Origin of the sequence: Ruegeria lacuscaerulensis (assembly GCF_013033355.1) — a bacterium.
Taxonomy (GTDB): domain Bacteria; phylum Pseudomonadota; class Alphaproteobacteria; order Rhodobacterales; family Rhodobacteraceae; genus Ruegeria; species Ruegeria lacuscaerulensis_A.
The window spans coordinates 131165-147116 of the sequence record NZ_WQDY01000003.1 but is presented as its reverse complement, the minus strand read 5'-3'; the positions used below and the strand labels follow the sequence as shown (position 1 = coordinate 147116).

Here is a 15952-nt window from a genome sequence, read left to right as displayed (position 1 = left end):
TGGATTGCGACAGTTAAGTGAAATTTTGCTGCATAGTCACGTAGGGGCTTGGATTGACGTTCTTTTAGCTTTATCTTTTCCAAAGATAGAATTTGGGAAAATCAAATATGACGCTTCCTCCTAACGTTCATGACGCCGAACCCATCCCTGCCGCCGCGCGTGAGGCCATCGACGCCCTGATGCAATCGGGCGACCTGTTCCGCTATACCGCGCCGCAAGACGCGCCGGTCGCGCTTCTGGAAAGCGAATTCGCGGCCCTTTTGGGCGCGAAATACGCGCTGGCCGTATCGTCCTGCTCGGCCGCTTTGTTCCTGTCGCTCAAGGCATTGGGTCTGCCTCGGGATGCGCGGGTGCTGATCCCCGGATTTACCTTTGCGGCCGTGCCGTCCTCGGTCGTTCATGCGGATTGCATCCCGGTGCTGTGCGAAGTGGGCGAGAACTATCGCATCGACATGGCCGATTTCGAGGCCAAGCTGGACAGTGTTCAGGCCGTCATCATCAGCCATATGCGCGGCCATACATCCGACATGGACGCGATCATGGCGCTGTGCAACGCGCGTGACATTCCAGTTGTCGAGGACGCGGCGCATTCGCTGGGCACCACATGGCACGGCAAGAATATCGGCACGATTGGCAAGGTCGGTTGTTTTTCGTTCCAGTCCTACAAGATGATCAACGCGGGCGAAGGTGGCATTCTGATCACCGATGACGCCGATCTGGTGGCGCAGGCCGTGATCATGTCAGGCGCGTATGAGCATAACTGGAAGAAACACAAAACCCCTCACGGCGACAACTCGCCCGAGTTGGAGCAGGCCTTTGCCCGCTGGCAGAACAAGCTGCCGCTGTATAACCTGCGGATGAGCAACCTCAGCGCCGCCGTGATCCGACCCCAGATCCCCGAACTGGCGCGGCGCGTCAAGGATGGCTTGGCCAATCATGACTATGTGGCCGAGCGTCTGAATGGCTCGGATTTCATCGACGTCCCTGCCCCCCTGTCGCCCGAGCGCCGCGCACCGGATTCGATCCAGTTCAATCTGGTGGGCCTCAGCGATGACGAGATCCGCGCCTTTGCCGAAGCCTCCGAGGCGCGTGGGGTCAAGGTTCAGGTCTTTGGTCAAAGCGCGGATAACGCTCGCGCCTTTTGGAATTGGCAGTTCCTGCCGGAACAGTTTGAACTGCCGCAGACGCGTGACATGCTGATGAAGGCGTGTGACGTGCGCCTGCCCGTGCGTCTGACGCGTGAGGAACTAGACGTGATCGCCGACATCCTACTGGCTTCGGTTGGTGAAGTAACCGGGCCGGTTCCGGTCTATGGCACCTAGCTGCTAGTTCCCTTGAGGACCAACAAGGTCCGACGAGACAAACAGCGCCGTGACCCCTTGCGCGGTCGCGGCAACACGCGACAGAACGGCTGCCACCTGTGGCCCCTCCGGGCCATCCACCAAAAGCGGCGCACCCGAATCCCCCATCATCACGGGGCAAATAGCCACTAAAATTCCTTGCTCTGCGCGGGTTGGCGGGCATGACGGGGTGCGGCTCAGGACATGCGGCCGCACGCCGGGATAGCCCACCAGATAGGATGAGGGCGCAGCGGTTTTCGCTAAAGGCACCGGTGCGATCTGTTGTCCAAAAGGCTCGGTCAGTTCCAGCAGCGCCCAGTCTAGATCCGCGCGCCGGTTGAATGTTGTTGGTCCCTGCCCGGGCGGCAGCCGATAGCCCGACACGCCCGAGACCGCGACCGCTTCTCCTCGCTGATAACCAGCTGCGAACCGTATGCTGGCGGGTGGGATCCAACGGTTGCGTGCCGTGTTGAAAAGGCAATGCGCCGCAGTCAGAACCAAACGCTCTGCCACCAGAGTGCCAGTGCAATGTGATCGTTGGTCCCGACCTGCAAAATTGACCCGCCCGACTGCGCGCCAGGGCACTTGCGTCGCGTCCTGGATCTGTCGTTCACGCACGGCGTCGCAACCGAGTGAGGCCGCGCTGCCCAACCGGCAAACCTCGGACCAATCATCCGAATAAACACCTTGAGACAGCGCAGGGCTTGACCATGCCAATGCGACACCCAAAACAAGCCAGAGCATTACCGGTCGCGTCAATTCAGCTTGGATAGCTTTTGCTGCAGCTCAGCCAGTTGTTTCTTGATTTCGTCCAGATCCTCTTTGGGTTCTGTCGCAGGCTGGTCTTCTTTGTCCGGGCCGGACCAGTTGCCCGAAAGTCCACCGGTCATCGCCTTCAAAAACGCCTGTTGCTGCGCCTGCATAGCTTCGAACCCCGGCATCTGCGACATCGGGTTCATGGCGCTCATGTTTTCCATCATCTTCGACTGGCTCTCGCGCAGCATCTCGAACGAGCTTTGCAGGAACTGAGGCATCATACCCCCGCCCGGTAGCATGTAGCTGCGGACCAGATCGTTTAGCACGTTCACCGGCAGAACGTTTTCGCCCCGGCTTTCGTGTTCCGCAATGATTTGCAACAGATATTGGCGTGTCAGGTCATCCCCTGTCTTCAGGTCGATAATCTGCACTTCGCGTCCATCGCGGATGAACACGGCGATATCCTCTAGCGTGACGTAGTCGCTGGTCTCGGTGTTATACAGCCGACGGCTGGCATAGCGTTTGATCAACAACGGTTTTTCTTGTTCTGACACCGTTTACCCTCCCCAAGGATGATGCGTTGCAGCAGAGATTATGCGACTGCAGAACAAAAAGAAAGGGCAGGTCTTTCGACCTGCCCGACGCGATTGCACCAGATGGGAGGATGGGTGCGCCTCGCGGCCTTACTTACTTGGCAGCTGTTGCTTTCTTGGCAGCAGCAGTCACCTCGTTGGTGGCTTTCTTGACAGCAGCAGTTGCGTCTTCTGCAGCGTCTTTACCGGCAGCCATCAGCAGCTCGACAGTTTCGCTCTGAACTTTTTTCGCGATTTCAGCGAAAGCAGCCATGTTTTCAGCGGCAACTTCAGCCGACGCGCTTGCGAAGTCGGTTGCGGCTTTTGCGTAGTCAGCAGGCTCTGCTTTTGCTTTCGACATCTCGGTCAGTTTGGCCAGAGTGTCTTTGGTCCATTTGTTCGAGATTTCTGCCGATTTCTCTGCAGCTTCGAGAGCAACACCCGACAGTTTTTCGTTCAGGGTTGCGGTCGACTTGAAGGCACCTTCCAGTGCGGTGGTGTCAACGGGAAACGCGCCCATGATGTCTTTCAGAGCAGCGGTGAAGTCTTGTGTCTTAGCCATTGTCCAAATCCTTTTTGCCGAACCGGGCCTGCCCCGGTTTTCATCAGCTTGAGGACAATATGATTGCTGCACCGCAGCATTGCAAGAATTTTCTTGCTGCGGTGCAGCAAAAACTTCGAGTTCCCTGATAAATCAATCGGTTGCCTTGACCGAAACATAACTTCCGGGTGCCGGACACAAAGACGGATGGTCCGAATCGCCCGGTTCACGCGCCGGGATTTGCTTGCCAGAACGCTTTTTCAACCAAGCTTCCCAAAGAGGCCACCACGATCCCTCATGGAAATCTGCCTCGTTCATCCAATCATCGGCATCCGCCTTTAGATCGGGATTGGTATAGTGTCCGTATTTCTTCTTGCTGGGCGGATTGACAATCCCCGCGATATGGCCGGATTGCGAGACAACAAACGTTTTTGACCGCGAGCCCATCTGCTGCACGCCACGGTAGCAGGCTTTCCATGCCGCGATGTGATCCGTTTCGCATGTTATGGCCATCAATGGCACATCCACATCGCGGATATGCAGCTTATGCCCCAATAGCTCGAACCCATCATTGACGAAATCATTGCTTTGGCAAAGACCCCGAAGGTATTCGATTGCCATTCGACCGGGCAGGTTTGCTCCATCCCCGTTCCAGAACAACAGATCAAAGGCCGGGGGGGTTTCGCCCATCATATAACTACGGATTGCAGGACCATAGATCAGGTCATTGGACCGAAGGAAAGACATCGTCCGCCCAACCACCCAGGCTTTGAGAACACCGTCTTTGCCGACCTGATCCTCGATCCCGTCGACAAAGTCATTCTGGAGGAACGGGGTAAACTCGCCCTGATCTCCGAAGTCGGTCAAGGTGGTGAAGAATGTGGCCGACTTGATCGACTTGTCCCCGCGCTGTTTGAGCAGCGACAAGGTCAGGCTAAGCGTCGTTCCCGCAATACAATAGCCTACAGCGTTGACCTGCTTGACCTTGCAGATCTGTTTCACCTGCTCAATCGCGGTCAGATAGCCTTGCTCGATATAGTCGCCCATCCCGATATCCGCGTGGGAGGCGTTCGCGTTCGCCCAACTGACAACGAATAGCGTATAGCCTTGTTCAGTCACCCACTTGATCAGGCTGTTCTGCGCCTTGAGGTCCAGAATGTAGAACTTGTTGATCCAAGGCGGAAAGAGAATAATCGGTGTTTCGAAAACGGTCTCGGTCGCGGGTTTGTACTGGATCAGCTCCATCAAATCATTGCGGTAGACCACCTCACCCGGTGTAGTGGCAATATTGCCTCCAATCTCGAACGCGCTGTCATCGGCCAGACGTACGACCATCTCGCCATTGTTGGCTTCGAGATCTGAGACGAGATTCTCCAGACCTTTAATCAAGGATTGACCTTCGGTCTCAACCGCCTTTTCCAAGGCATCGGGATTTGTGGCCAGAAAATTCGTAGGGGACATCATATCGATGATCTGCTGCGAGAAAAACTGAAGCCGTTGCTTGTCTTTTTCGGGCATATCGTCAACTGATGCGACCGCCTGAGCGATCGCTTGGGCGTTTGTCTGGTATTGCTGACGTACAAAGCGGAAATAGGGGTTTGTGTCCCACATCGGATTGGAAAACCGCTTGTCCTTCGGGCCGGGTTCCGCAGCATCGGGGTTTCCGGACGCAAGAGCCTGCTGCGCTTCGGCAAAGTTCAGAACTGACTTTCCCCAAAACTCGATCTGATGCTCCAACAGCTTGGCAGGATTTTGCCATGCCTCGGTCATATAGGCCGTTGCTGCTTTTGCAAAAAGATCTTGATTCGGGCCATCTAACGCGGGGGAATGCGCAGTTTTTCCAGCCATGACTTCAACCAGCCGCTTCGACAAAGCTTCGACTTTGTTCATATTTTCTTTAAGCCGTTCAAGGTGTTCCTCGGTCAGCTCTGGCGATCGGTCTTCGGTTGTTGTCATTTTAACAATTCCCCCCTACTATTTTCTGCTATGCAGAATAACGTCGCGGAAACTATAAGGCAAAGCGACGAAAAGTCCTTACGTACAGGCTGACACTCATAGGGAGCCCAATCCATGCGCTACATGATGACCTACGATCTGATGGAAACCATGCGCAATACCAACCAATGGATGGGCGCGACAGCAAGTGCGATGGCTTCGTACCCGCTGTTTGCAATGGTACCCAATCCCGCGTTCAGCATGATGGCTGCCTGGGGCGAAGTGACCGAACGGACATTTCAGCGAATGATTGTCAAACCCGACTGGGGCATTCGCACCTTCACCTGCGAAGATGGTAAGGACCATTTGGTAGACATCGTGCCTGTGTTGGAGCGTCCTTTCGGTGACCTGATCCACATCCGCGTCAACGGACGAAAAGAACAACCTCGCAAGGTTCTGTTGGTTGCGCCCATGTCCGGGCACTACGCCACCCTGTTGCGGTCCACAGTCAAAAGCTTGCTGGTAAATTGCGAAGTGTATGTCACCGATTGGCATAATGCGCGCGACATCCCTGTGTCTGAGGGCAAGTTCGATGTCGAGGACTATACGCTATATCTTGTTGATTTCATGAAGGAGCTCGGCCCTGAAACGCATGTAGTTGCCGTCTGCCAACCTGCTCCTTTGACCTTGGCCGCGACAGCCTATTTGGCCGAAGTCGAGCCAAAGGCACAACCCTGCACCCTGACGCTGATCGGAGGACCAGTGGACCCGGATGCAACGCCAACTGACGTCACCGATTTTGGCCGCCGCGTGACCATGGGGCAGTTGGAAGAAACGATGATTCAACGCGTGGGCTTCAAGTACAAAGGCGTCGGGCGTATGGTCTATCCCGGCCTGCTGCAGCTTGCCTCATTCATGTCGATGAATGGGGATCGCCACTCCAAGGCGTTCTCGGACCAAATTCAGCGCGTCATGCGCGGTGAGGCGTCGGACCATGACGCACATAACCGCTTTTACGATGAGTACCTTGCAGTGATGGACATGACGGCCGAGTTCTACCTGTCCACCGTGGAGCGCATCTTTAAGAACCGTGAAATTGCAAAGAACGAATTCATTGTAGCGGGACACAAAGTAGATATCGGCAAGATCACTGACGTAGCAGTTAAAACGGTTGAAGGCGCGAATGACGATATCTCTGCGCCTGGCCAGTGTATCGCAGCGCTTGAACTTTGCACCGGCCTGCCCGCTTCGAAAAAAGCCAGCCACGTCGAGCCCGGCGCTGGCCACTACGGCATCTTCGCAGGGCGAAGCTGGCGCGACAATATTCGTCCGTTGGTTATCGATTTCATGAACGCCAACACGCGCAAGCCTCAACGTCGCCCGGCAAATAAAAACAAAGTCGCCTGACCAAGATGCGTAAGGCAAAGGCAGTGGATACAGCCTTTGCCTGTTCGTGTGGTTGTCTGCGCGGTCATATTACCGCGGCAGGTATAAGGTCTTCGACACATGTCGTTTGCTATTGCAACGACTGCCGCGCGGCCCAGCTCTATTTCAACCAACCCGATCCAGCGCCCGGGCCGGTCGAAGTTCTGCAGATGTTGCCCGAAGAAGTTCGTATCGAAACCGGTGCCGAACAATTGGCATTGATGCAACTCAGCCCAAAAGGAATGCTGCGCTGGTACGCCAGTTGTTGTGATGCCCCATTGGCCACCACGTCACGCACAGCGAAATTCCCATTCGCAGGATTCATTGTCGCGCGCATGTTGGATACATCCGCCCTCGGCCCTATCACCACACGTGGCTTTGTTCCCAATCCCGGCGGCAAACAAGAGCATGAAAAGCTGGGATACGCGGCTTTCGGGCTTGTCTCACGGGTACTCAAGTCTCTTTTGACAGGAAGCTGGAAGCACACTCCGTTTTTTGACATCGGCACGGGTGATCCGATCAGAACCCCTGTTATCCTAACCAAGGCTGAACGTTCAGCACTTTATAAGTAAGGCAACCCGACTCTAATATTCAGCCATTCTTCCAGCGCTTGCGTGACTTCTGCGGGCGTCTCTAGAGGGGGCAAGTGCCCTGCGTCTTCCATAATCTTCAGTTCGGCGCTAGGGATCATCTCGGCCATAAACCGGTGCCGCTTGACTGGCGTAAGCTGATCATGTGCCCCGCAAATGATCAGTGTCGGCACGTTTATATGCCTAAGCGCAGGTTGCTGATCCGTGCGCCTCTGCAGCGCCCGCATCTGCCGTTCAAACAGCTCTGGCCCCTGATCCTTTGCCATGGCCATAACCTCGTTCAAAATCGGTACGCGCCCCGGCCCCGGAGCAAGCGTCTCCGTTCCAATCAAGCGCTGCATGACCTCTTCGAACCGGCCTGATTTGGCCCCTACGATCAACTCCTCTCGGTCAGCAGCAATCTGGGGTGTATCGGCCTGTGCGTCGGTAGACATCAGACACAAACGCGTCACCCGGTCAGGAGCCCTACGGACAAGTTCCAAAGCAACGACCCCGCCCATGTTAAACCCGCAGAGCGCAAAGCGATGTGGCAACTGGTCCAACAACCCCGAGGCTATTTCCTCGATCCGCTCGCCGCCCGATACCGGGGCAACCGTCACAGCACGAGCACCAGAAATCTGCAAAATCTGGGCGCCGAACAACCTTGCATCACACATAAACCCGGGCAGAAATACCAACGGTTCAATCACACAGGGCCTCCTTGAAATCGACCACTTTGTGTTACGTTTTCCGTAAGATGCGTAGTTTTGTTGAACTGGGCAAGCAAAAGTTCAGGGATAAGCGATCCCTTTGAACGGCGGAAAATCTGCATAGCGTGCGCGCCGTCGATGCTGATTTTCTGCAGGCTCGGCGCCGGGTCGCAACAGGCATCCGCGCGGCGCAATATAACTGTCGATCCGCTTGTGGGGCATCGGCCTCCAGACCAAATTAAACGCGCAGAGTTTGGGAAAAAACCATATCTCGGAATAGTCCAGATGATCGTGCATCCACCACGCCAGATCCCGCCAGTCCCGGCCTGCGTCATACTGATCAGCAAACCAAGGAATCACGATCGAAGCCCCCGCTATGCGCGTGTCCCCTTCGCCCCGATCCCAGATGTGGCACTCCAATGGATTGTCGTTGCGCGCGCAATTCAGCCGGTTTTCATTGCCGAACCGGTTCAGCGACGGCGACCGATAGCCCGAGCGTACGGCGACACGCCCAAAGGTTTCCTCTAAAGGATCCAGCAAGGTTTGGCACAGGGCTTGACCTGTTTCTATGGCAAGGTTGGGGTTATCGGGAAGGTTTTGTTTTTCATGGAAATTCCCGATCTCGGAATACAGGAAATCGCGCATGTAGAAATGTTTGGACAGTCGCACGCGGCCCAACGCCTCAAGGCTCCACATGCTGCCCGGTGTTCGCATGGTTATTCGACCCCCAAAGTTTTAAGCCATACCAGAATACCCGATACGGTCGCATCGGTTTGCCCCGGCGACATCAGGCGTCCGGCTATGACATGCGATGCGGGATCATCCTCGGGGCCCATAGTCACCAGTTCGACCACAGCGGGTCCGCCCCAGGCTTGCGCAACTTTGTGGGTTAGATCAGGGCGCACCACCTGATCGTCATCCGAGAACCAGAATAATGCCGGCACCTGCGCATCCGAAAAATCAAGCGCATAGACCACATCCACCAATACAGTCATGGGAACCACTGCTTCCCAAGGATAGGACGCTGACCAATAAGTGTTCTTTTCTTCGTCCGGCCCCGAGACATCACGGGTTTCACCCATCAACAGAGGCAACCAGCTTCGCGCCCATGGCAAACCAGGAATCCAAGCCCCGGGCGCATTCACACCGAAATTCGGTGACACGAATACCATCCCCGCTACATCCTGGCTTAACTCAGGGTTTACCGCTGCTGCTGCTGCAAGTGTCCCGCCGGTTGAGGTTGAGATCACTACAACCTTATCCCCAACGGCGCGGGCTGCGGCCAATGCTTCGGCGACATCCTGCATCCAACCCGAGGCCGTGCCCTCAGCCATAGCCTCGCCACTGCGGCCATGACCTTGAAGCCGCGTGAAAACCAGATTGGCCCCAAGCGCATCGGCCACCATATCAGGGACCGGGCGGATTTCCTCGGATGAAGCTGAAAACCCATGGAGATACAAAATGGAAACAGGTGTGCGCTGCTCTTTGAAACCGTCCTGCCAGATCACGCGCTTTTCGACGCCGGGTACGATATCGTCATATGCCGATTCTGTGCTTTCGAAATAGACCTGAACACCTTCCCCGAACTTGCGTGACTCGAATGTGGGGTTGAGTTCCACCGGTTCGCGTGGACCAAACCAATAGGTCCCAACACCTACTGCGACTAATAGCAGACCAGTCCAAACCAATGCGCGCTTCATTGTGATGGCATCACGTCAAGTACCGCCTGTTCGATCAGCTCAAGACAAGGGCCATCCGAAAATCGATGGTCGGCGTCTTTGACCAGCAATAGCCTCATATCCGGCCCGTCGGCGTGCTCCAGCAGACGAACTGCAGTTTCAGTGGACACGGCAGTATCGGCAGTGCCTTGCAAAAACCGAACTGGGAAGGGCAAATTCAGCGCTGCGCGCAAGACCAGCCTTTGCCGTCCGTCCTCAATCATCCGCTTGGTAATGACGTAAGGCTCCATGTAGTCCGAAGGCAGTTCCACGTGCCCCACCGTCTCCAGCGCTGCCTTCTGCTCATCACTGAACGAGGCCCAATACCCTTCCTCGGTAAAATCCGGCGCAGCAGCGATTGTGACCATCCCGGCGATCCGTTCCGGCATCGCTTTTGCCAACAGTAACGCCTGCCATCCGCCCATCGACGATCCCACAACGACCAAGGACCCTTCGGTCAGCGCCTCAATCGCTGCAACTGTATCCTCATGCCAGTCCCCAATGCAGCCCTCTTCAAACGTGCCGGAACTTTCCCCGTGCCCAGAGTAATCGAACCGTAAAAACGCCTGCCCGCGCGCCTGCGCCCAAGCCTCAAGATACACCGCCTTGGTGCCCTCCATATCCGACTTGAGCCCACCCAGAAAAACGACCGTAGGCCCCGCCCCCTCGCTTTTGTGATACGCCAACCGCCGCCCCTGCGCGGTGTCCAGAAATTCAGCCACTGCCATAAAACCCTCTTTGCCTTCCCTGCATCATGCACGCCGCACCCCCAAGTGCAATTCCCCGATCCGCCCTTCATCTGGCTAAAAATATCCCGGGGAGCGCGAGGGGCAGCGCCCCTCGCTCCAACACTTGACACACGCGCACCCACCTGCCAAAGCAGCCAAACGCAAATAACCCGCAACCGGGCGTTCAGTGGGCGCCAAACCGACGAGGAGAGCCAACATGGCCTTGGATTCAAAATCCGTCTCACTCACCTTCCCCGATGGCAATGCACGATCCTATGACGCAGGCATCACACCTGCGCAGGTGGCAGCCGATATCTCGACCTCGCTGGCCAAAAAGGCAATCTCGGCCACGGTCGACGGCAAGCATTGGGATTTGCAATGGCCTATTGAGGCCGACGCACAAATCGCCATCCATACTATGAAGGATGAGGAACAGGCCAATGAGCTGATCCGCCACGATCTGGCGCATGTGATGGCGCGTGCCGTGCAAGAAATCTGGCCCGCCACCAAAGTCACCATCGGCCCCGTCATCGACAATGGCTGGTATTATGACTTTGACCGTGAAGAGCCGTTCACGCCCGAAGATCTCGGCCTCATCGAGAAAAAGATGAAAGAGATCATCAACAAGCGCGACCCCGTCACCACCGAGGTCTGGGACCGCGACCGCGCGATCGAATTCTACAAAGCCAATAACGAGCCCTATAAGGTCGAGCTGATCGAATCCATTCCGGGCGATGAGCCGCTGCGCATGTATTGGCACGGCCACTGGCAGGACCTGTGCCGTGGCCCACACCTGCAGCACACCGGCCAGCTGCCCGGCGATGCGTTCAAACTGATGTCCATCGCTGGTGCTTACTGGCGCGGCGACAGCGACCGCGCGATGTTGCAACGCATCTATGGCGTGGCTTTCACCGGCAAGGAAAAGCTGAAAGCGCACCTGCATATGCTGGAAGAGGCCGCCAAGCGCGACCACCGCAAGCTGGGTCGCGAGATGAACCTGTTCCACATGCAGGAAGAGGCCCCCGGCCAGATCTTCTGGCATCCGAATGGCTGGAAAATCTACACCACCCTTCAGGACTATATGCGCCGGATGCAGGAACGGGACGGCTATGTCGAGGTGAACACGCCTCAGGTTGTTGACCGCAAACTGTGGGAGGCCTCGGGCCACTGGGACAAATACCAGGAAAACATGTTCATCGTCGAGGTTGACGAAGATCACGCCCGCGAAAAGGCGATCAACGCGCTGAAGCCGATGAACTGCCCCTGCCACGTGCAGGTGTTCAATCAGGGTCTGAAATCCTATCGCGACCTGCCGCTACGCATGGCCGAGTTCGGGTCTTGCGCACGTTATGAACCCTCGGGCGCGCTGCACGGGATCATGCGGGTGCGCGGCTTTACGCAGGATGACGGCCATATCTTCTGTGCCGAGGATCAGATCGAATCCGAGACCGCAAAGTTCATTGCCTTCCTATCCAAGGTCTATGCCGATCTGGGCTTCCACGACTGGACGATTAAACTATCCACCCGCCCGGAAAAGCGCATCGGGTCGGATGAAAGCTGGGATCTGGTGGAAAAGGCCCTTGGTGATGCCTGCAAGGCGGCCGGGTACGACTATGAGATCCTCGAAGGCGAAGGCGCGTTTTACGGACCCAAACTGGAATTCACCCTGACCGACGCGATCGGGCGGACGTGGCAATGCGGCACGCTGCAGGTTGACCCCAACCTGCCCGAGCGTCTGGATGCCAGCTTTATCGGCGCAGATGGCGCAAAACATCTCCCCTTCATGCTGCACCGGGCAACACTGGGATCGTTCGAGCGTTTCATCGGCATTCTGATCGAAGAGCACGCAGGCAAACTGCCCTTCTGGCTCGCCCCGCGTCAGGTGGTTGTCGCCTCGATCACCTCCGAGGCGGATGACTACGTCAATGAAGTGGTCGAAACCCTGCGCGCCGCTGGTGTCCGGGCCGAGGCCGACATTCGCAACGAGAAAATCAACTACAAGGTTCGCGAGCATTCAGTCGGCAAAGTGCCTGTCATTCTGGCCATCGGACACCGTGAAGTTGAGGAACGCACCGTCAGCGTTCGCCGTCTGGGTGAGAAACAAACACAGGTTCAATCACTTGAGGCTGTAACAATTGAACTTTCCAAGTCGGCAACTCCGCCCGATCTGCTGTAACATTCGGTGAAAATTCGCCGCTGATCCGGCCCCAAGATAGGGGCCGGGTTGAAATATTTTCCTTTTTAGATTTCAAAAACAATGTGTTAACTTGCAATAGGGCATGACAGTGCCTGACGGGGTTGTGAGACACGGGCTCGTGAATTCAACTCTGCCCCGCAAGCTACTACCTTTGTTGGTGTCAAACACGGACATACGCAGTCATCAAAAGGATTACCGAGATGTCGAACACCGCTAAATCCCTGGTTATCGCAACCGCAGTCGCAGCCGCCGTATCCGGTGCCGCCACCACCGCAACCGCCCAAGCCAAAGAAAAGTGCTATGGCGTTTCGCTGGCAGGTGAAAACGATTGCGCAGCAGGCCCCGGCACCACCTGCGCCGGTACTTCGACCGTTGATTATCAGGGTAACGCATGGACGCTGGTCGACGCAGGCACCTGCGCCGATATCGAGCTGCCCCAGACCGCAGACGGTTCGGACCGCAAAGGCTCGCTCGAGCCGCTGGACCGCGACCTGCCGGCATAAGCCCGCGCTTAGGAAAACCGAAGGGGCGGGCCTTGTCGCCCGCCTCTTTGTCGCGAACCGGAGACTATTGTAATGCTGGACCACGCTATTCGATCAAACAGACTGCCCGCAGCGCCGGGTGTCGGATACAAACCCCAGCATTTTCAACAGATTCTGGATCACGCGCATCCGGTGGCATGGCTGGAAATCCATGCCGAGAATTACATGGGCGATGGCGGACGCCCGCTGGCGCAGCTGCGCCACCTGTCGGAACAGTTTCCTGTTTCTGTGCACGGTGTCGGCCTGTCCATTGGCGGCGAAGGCCCATTGGACCCCGATCATCTGGCCCGTCTGAAACATCTGGTCGGCTGGCTGAACCCAGCCAGTTTCTCCGAGCATCTGGCGTGGTCAACCCATGACAGCCACTTCCTGAACGACCTGTTGCCTCTGCCCTATACTGACGCAACACTTGCCCGGATTTGCGAGCACATCGATCAGGTGCAAGAGGTTGTCGGGCGGCAGATGCTACTGGAAAACCCTTCCAGTTATCTGGCGTTTGAGGAAAGTACGTGGTCCGAGCCTGACTTCCTGCGCGAAATCTCGCGCCGCACTGGCTGCGGCCTTTTGCTAGACGTGAACAACGTTTTCGTCTCGGCCACCAATCTGGACTTTTCACCACAGAGCTATGTTGACGCCTATCCACTGGAAAAAGTTGGCGAAATTCATCTAGGCGGCCACGACGAAGACGAGGACGACCACGGTCGCCCCCTGCTGATCGACAGCCACGGGCGCGAGGTCGTGGACCCCGTCTGGGCCTTGCTGGACTACGTGCTGGAAAGATCGGGCCCGAAACCGGTCCTGATCGAATGGGATACAGATGTTCCCGACTGGCCTGTTCTTCGAGCCGAGGCTGACCGGGCACAAGCGGCATTGGACCGCATCCCGGCATGAGCGTGTCTCAATCCACCTTTCACACTGCCCTTTTGAACCCGTCTGAGGCGGTTCCAGAGGGGTTGGTGGATGCAAGCGCCCAACCGGCAGGCCGACGGTTCAGCGTTTATCGCAACAATGTTGCGGTGTCCCTGACCGAAGCAATGCATCAGGCCTTCCCGGTAATCGCGAAGCTGTTAGGCGCTCAGAACATGGATGGTCTGTCGGGAATTTTCCTACGCCAGCATCCCCCGACGACGCCGATGATGATGTTCTACGGCGAAGCGTTCCCTGAATTTCTAGCGGGAATGGAGCAGCTTTCGCACCTGGGATATTTGCCCGACGTTGCCCGGTTGGAACTGGCCCTGCGTCGCTCCTACCACGCGGCGGACAGCACGCCTGCACCGGGTGATGCACTGGCTGTGGACCCAGAACAGGTCATGCGGGCCAAGCTGGAATTCGCACCATCAATGCAGGTGGTCCGCTCTGAGTGGCCAATATTCTCTTTGTGGCGGTTCAACACCATAGACGACGCCCCCAAACCCCAGCCCGGTGCTGAAGACGTGCTGGTTACCCGCCCCGAATTTGATCCCGCGCCGCATCTGCTGCCTGCAGGCGGCGCAGATTGGATATCTAAGATGCAGACTGGTCATACGATCGGTCAAGCATTCGAAAGCGTATCCGCTACCACCCCCGAGTTTGACCTTGGGGCCACTCTGGCGCCTCTGCTTCAAGGTGGCGTCATTACTTCTGTGACTATCGAAAGGCTGGCACAATGACTGCCCTGATCTCTCTTCACAACAATGTCCTGGGACGGCTGGACAGCTCGGCCAACTGGCTGACACCGACCCTGGCACGGCTTGTTTTTGTTGCTGTATTGCTTGTTTACTACTGGAATTCGGCCACTCTGAAGATTGACGGGTCGATCTTCTCGGCGTCAGCCGGTGCCTTTGGCCAGATCTTCCCCAAAGCGGCTGAAGCCGTTTTGTATGACGTCACCCAGATGACCTTCTTCCAGCGTATCGTGATCTTTTTAGGCACCGTGGCCGAGTTTGTTCTGCCGGCATTGCTGCTGGTCGGTCTACTCACCCGCGTCGCAGCCCTGGCCATGATCGGCTTCGTATGGGTTCAAACCATCGTTGATGTCGCCGGTCACGGTGTGAAACTGGGTGGGCTGTTCGACAATGCCATCACCTTGATGGACCAACGCGTCATGTGGACTTTCCTGTTCCTGGTCATCGTGATCAACGGTGCAGGCCCCATTTCAATAGACCGCATCTTGCGTCTAAAGTGATTTAGAAATGCGCCTTGGGCTCGTCCGGTTTACCTGCGGCCAGCCCAAGGGCCCCTGCCACCCCGGCAAATGCAACCGGGAACATGGTAAAGGCATTGAACCCAAACGCGTAATACATGCCGCCGGCTGAAATTAGCAACAATGCCCCGCCAATCAATGCCCTCGCCTTGGCCATAGCCCCTCCGGCAATCGCCAGCAAAGGTGCCAGGATCGACATAGCCTGGATAAGCTGCGCGTTGTCGACCTGCTCGGCAAGGCCGTCGATCTCTCCGAACCGGTCGATCAGTTCGACATATCCATAGCCGACAAAACCGACCAACATGCCGATTAGCCCGGCAATCACACCCAAAATCATCGCTGCGTTACGCATCTTTCGCCCTCTTGCTTGCGCCTTTGCAGATAAGCATCCGCTCAGTCGACGCCAAGAGCAGCCTTCGTCGCCGCCGTCCAACCAAGAAAAAACTGCCCGTCACGCTCGATCAAAGGACGTTTCATCAAGGTCGGATGATCGTGCAACAGCTCCAACGGTGCCCGCGCGCGCTCGTCTTCGCTTAGGCCCCGCCATGTCGTGGACCGGGTGTTGAGCAAAGCCTCGCCGAATTGTGTAAATGCCTGTGACAGCACTATTTCGGGCACCCCATCCGCTCGCACGTCGACAAAATCAACACCTCCCAATGATTTCAGTGCCTTACGGCAGGTATCACAGTTCTTTAGTCCATATAGGCGCATTTTAGGGGGCTTCCTGTGCTTGTGTG

Annotated in this window: 18 protein-coding genes; 8 read left to right on the top strand and 10 right to left on the bottom strand. The window is 56.6% G+C overall.

Annotated features, from left to right (window positions below):
- Positions 1 to 107: 107 nt before the first annotated feature.
- The gene (locus tag GOW48_RS06860) at positions 108 to 1322 is read left to right on the top strand and encodes a DegT/DnrJ/EryC1/StrS family aminotransferase (RefSeq protein ID WP_170752468.1); all 1215 of its coding nucleotides are present in this window, start codon (positions 108 to 110) and stop codon (positions 1320 to 1322) included.
- Positions 1323 to 1325: 3 nt separating this feature from the next.
- Here the strand turns inward: GOW48_RS06860 and GOW48_RS06855 are convergent, their stop codons facing one another.
- The 4 genes from GOW48_RS06855 to GOW48_RS06840 form a co-directional block, all read right to left on the bottom strand.
- Positions 1326 to 2084, bottom strand: coding sequence for a trypsin-like serine peptidase (locus GOW48_RS06855; protein WP_170752466.1), 759 nt, complete (start codon positions 2082 to 2084; stop codon positions 1326 to 1328).
- 11 nt (positions 2085 to 2095) lie between these two features.
- Complete coding sequence (phaR, locus tag GOW48_RS06850; RefSeq protein ID WP_170354598.1) at positions 2096 to 2650, bottom strand: polyhydroxyalkanoate synthesis repressor PhaR; 555 nt, start codon at positions 2648 to 2650, stop codon at positions 2096 to 2098.
- Between the two features lie 133 nt (positions 2651 to 2783).
- Positions 2784 to 3230 (bottom strand): phasin family protein, encoded by a 447-nt coding sequence (locus GOW48_RS06845; RefSeq protein ID WP_170354599.1) that lies wholly within the window; start codon positions 3228 to 3230, stop codon positions 2784 to 2786.
- A 132-nt stretch (positions 3231 to 3362) separates the two neighbouring features.
- Positions 3363 to 5165: a PHA/PHB synthase family protein gene (locus GOW48_RS06840; protein ID WP_170752464.1), complete on the bottom strand. Its 1803-nt coding sequence runs from the start codon at positions 5163 to 5165 to the stop codon at positions 3363 to 3365.
- A 114-nt stretch (positions 5166 to 5279) separates the two neighbouring features.
- Between GOW48_RS06840 and phaZ the strand changes: the two genes are divergently transcribed.
- Positions 5280 to 6551 carry a polyhydroxyalkanoate depolymerase gene (gene phaZ, locus GOW48_RS06835; RefSeq protein ID WP_170752462.1) on the top strand — a complete coding sequence of 424 codons (1272 nt, stop codon included), beginning with the start codon at positions 5280 to 5282 and terminating at the stop codon, positions 6549 to 6551.
- 5 nt (positions 6552 to 6556) lie between these two features.
- The gene (locus GOW48_RS06830) at positions 6557 to 7141 is read left to right on the top strand and encodes a DUF6151 family protein (RefSeq protein WP_170752460.1); all 585 of its coding nucleotides are present in this window, start codon (positions 6557 to 6559) and stop codon (positions 7139 to 7141) included.
- Here the strand turns inward: GOW48_RS06830 and GOW48_RS06825 are convergent.
- The 4 genes from GOW48_RS06825 to GOW48_RS06810 all read right to left on the bottom strand — a co-directional run bounded on the left by GOW48_RS06825 (position 7132) and on the right by GOW48_RS06810 (position 10294).
- Entirely contained in the window at positions 7132 to 7848 is a 717-nt protein-coding gene (locus tag GOW48_RS06825; protein WP_170752458.1) for an alpha/beta fold hydrolase, read from the bottom strand. The genes GOW48_RS06830 and GOW48_RS06825 overlap by 10 nt on opposite strands.
- Before the next feature lie 81 nt (positions 7849 to 7929).
- Complete coding sequence (locus GOW48_RS06820) at positions 7930 to 8544, bottom strand: hypothetical protein (protein ID WP_170752988.1); 615 nt, start codon at positions 8542 to 8544, stop codon at positions 7930 to 7932.
- Positions 8545 to 8564: 20 nt separating this feature from the next.
- Positions 8565 to 9548 (bottom strand): alpha/beta hydrolase, encoded by a 984-nt coding sequence (locus GOW48_RS06815; RefSeq protein WP_170752456.1) that lies wholly within the window; start codon positions 9546 to 9548, stop codon positions 8565 to 8567.
- Positions 9545 to 10294 carry an alpha/beta fold hydrolase gene (locus GOW48_RS06810; RefSeq protein WP_170752454.1) on the bottom strand — a complete coding sequence of 250 codons (750 nt, stop codon included), beginning with the start codon at positions 10292 to 10294 and terminating at the stop codon, positions 9545 to 9547. The genes GOW48_RS06815 and GOW48_RS06810 overlap by 4 nt, the downstream gene beginning before the upstream one ends.
- 217 nt (positions 10295 to 10511) lie before the next feature.
- Here GOW48_RS06810 and thrS point away from each other — a divergent pair, with 217 nt between their 5' ends.
- From thrS to GOW48_RS06785, 5 genes are all read left to right on the top strand, one after another.
- Positions 10512 to 12470 (top strand): threonine--tRNA ligase, encoded by a 1959-nt coding sequence (thrS, locus tag GOW48_RS06805; RefSeq protein WP_170752451.1) that lies wholly within the window; start codon positions 10512 to 10514, stop codon positions 12468 to 12470.
- Positions 12471 to 12691: 221 nt separating this feature from the next.
- Positions 12692 to 12994, top strand: coding sequence for a BufA1 family periplasmic bufferin-type metallophore (locus tag GOW48_RS06800; RefSeq protein WP_170354607.1), 303 nt, complete (start codon positions 12692 to 12694; stop codon positions 12992 to 12994).
- A gap of 72 nt (positions 12995 to 13066) precedes the next feature.
- Positions 13067 to 13924 carry an MNIO family bufferin maturase gene (bufB, locus tag GOW48_RS06795; RefSeq protein ID WP_170752449.1) on the top strand — a complete coding sequence of 286 codons (858 nt, stop codon included), beginning with the start codon at positions 13067 to 13069 and terminating at the stop codon, positions 13922 to 13924.
- Positions 13921 to 14682, top strand: a complete 762-nt coding sequence (locus GOW48_RS06790; protein ID WP_170752447.1) for an HvfC/BufC N-terminal domain-containing protein — start codon at positions 13921 to 13923, stop codon at positions 14680 to 14682. The genes bufB and GOW48_RS06790 overlap by 4 nt, the downstream gene beginning before the upstream one ends.
- The gene (locus tag GOW48_RS06785) at positions 14679 to 15197 is read left to right on the top strand and encodes a DoxX family membrane protein (RefSeq protein ID WP_170354610.1); all 519 of its coding nucleotides are present in this window, start codon (positions 14679 to 14681) and stop codon (positions 15195 to 15197) included. Before GOW48_RS06790 ends, GOW48_RS06785 begins: the two co-directional genes overlap by 4 nt.
- Before the next feature lies 1 nt (position 15198).
- On the opposite strand, the gene GOW48_RS06780 is transcribed toward GOW48_RS06785, so the two are convergent.
- Both GOW48_RS06780 and GOW48_RS06775 read right to left on the bottom strand, forming a co-directional pair.
- Positions 15199 to 15567, bottom strand: coding sequence for a hypothetical protein (locus GOW48_RS06780; protein ID WP_170752445.1), 369 nt, complete (start codon positions 15565 to 15567; stop codon positions 15199 to 15201).
- A gap of 41 nt (positions 15568 to 15608) precedes the next feature.
- Positions 15609 to 15926, bottom strand: coding sequence for an ArsC/Spx/MgsR family protein (locus GOW48_RS06775; protein WP_170752443.1), 318 nt, complete (start codon positions 15924 to 15926; stop codon positions 15609 to 15611).
- Positions 15927 to 15952: the final 26 nt, after the last annotated feature.

Excerpts from the sequence above, each read along its gene's own strand:
- GOW48_RS06860 (WP_170752468.1), top strand. The coding sequence starts at position 108 with ATGACGCTTCCTCCTAACGTTCATGACGCCGAACCCATCCCTGCCGCC.
- GOW48_RS06855 (WP_170752466.1), bottom strand. The coding sequence starts at position 2,084 with ATGCTCTGGCTTGTTTTGGGTGTCGCATTGGCATGGTCAAGCCCTGCG.
- GOW48_RS06845 (WP_170354599.1), bottom strand. The coding sequence starts at position 3,230 with ATGGCTAAGACACAAGACTTCACCGCTGCTCTGAAAGACATCATGGGC.
- GOW48_RS06840 (WP_170752464.1), bottom strand. The coding sequence starts at position 5,165 with ATGACAACAACCGAAGACCGATCGCCAGAGCTGACCGAGGAACACCTT.
- phaZ (WP_170752462.1), top strand. The coding sequence starts at position 5,280 with ATGCGCTACATGATGACCTACGATCTGATGGAAACCATGCGCAATACC.
- GOW48_RS06830 (WP_170752460.1), top strand. The coding sequence starts at position 6,557 with ATGCGTAAGGCAAAGGCAGTGGATACAGCCTTTGCCTGTTCGTGTGGT.
- GOW48_RS06820 (WP_170752988.1), bottom strand. The coding sequence starts at position 8,544 with ATGTGGAGCCTTGAGGCGTTGGGCCGCGTGCGACTGTCCAAACATTTC.
- GOW48_RS06815 (WP_170752456.1), bottom strand. The coding sequence starts at position 9,548 with ATGAAGCGCGCATTGGTTTGGACTGGTCTGCTATTAGTCGCAGTAGGT.
- GOW48_RS06810 (WP_170752454.1), bottom strand. The coding sequence starts at position 10,294 with ATGGCAGTGGCTGAATTTCTGGACACCGCGCAGGGGCGGCGGTTGGCG.
- thrS (WP_170752451.1), top strand. The coding sequence starts at position 10,512 with ATGGCCTTGGATTCAAAATCCGTCTCACTCACCTTCCCCGATGGCAAT.
- GOW48_RS06800 (WP_170354607.1), top strand. The coding sequence starts at position 12,692 with ATGTCGAACACCGCTAAATCCCTGGTTATCGCAACCGCAGTCGCAGCC.
- bufB (WP_170752449.1), top strand. The coding sequence starts at position 13,067 with ATGCTGGACCACGCTATTCGATCAAACAGACTGCCCGCAGCGCCGGGT.
- GOW48_RS06790 (WP_170752447.1), top strand. The coding sequence starts at position 13,921 with ATGAGCGTGTCTCAATCCACCTTTCACACTGCCCTTTTGAACCCGTCT.
- GOW48_RS06785 (WP_170354610.1), top strand. The coding sequence starts at position 14,679 with ATGACTGCCCTGATCTCTCTTCACAACAATGTCCTGGGACGGCTGGAC.
- GOW48_RS06780 (WP_170752445.1), bottom strand. The coding sequence starts at position 15,567 with ATGCGTAACGCAGCGATGATTTTGGGTGTGATTGCCGGGCTAATCGGC.
- GOW48_RS06775 (WP_170752443.1), bottom strand. The coding sequence starts at position 15,926 with ATGCGCCTATATGGACTAAAGAACTGTGATACCTGCCGTAAGGCACTG.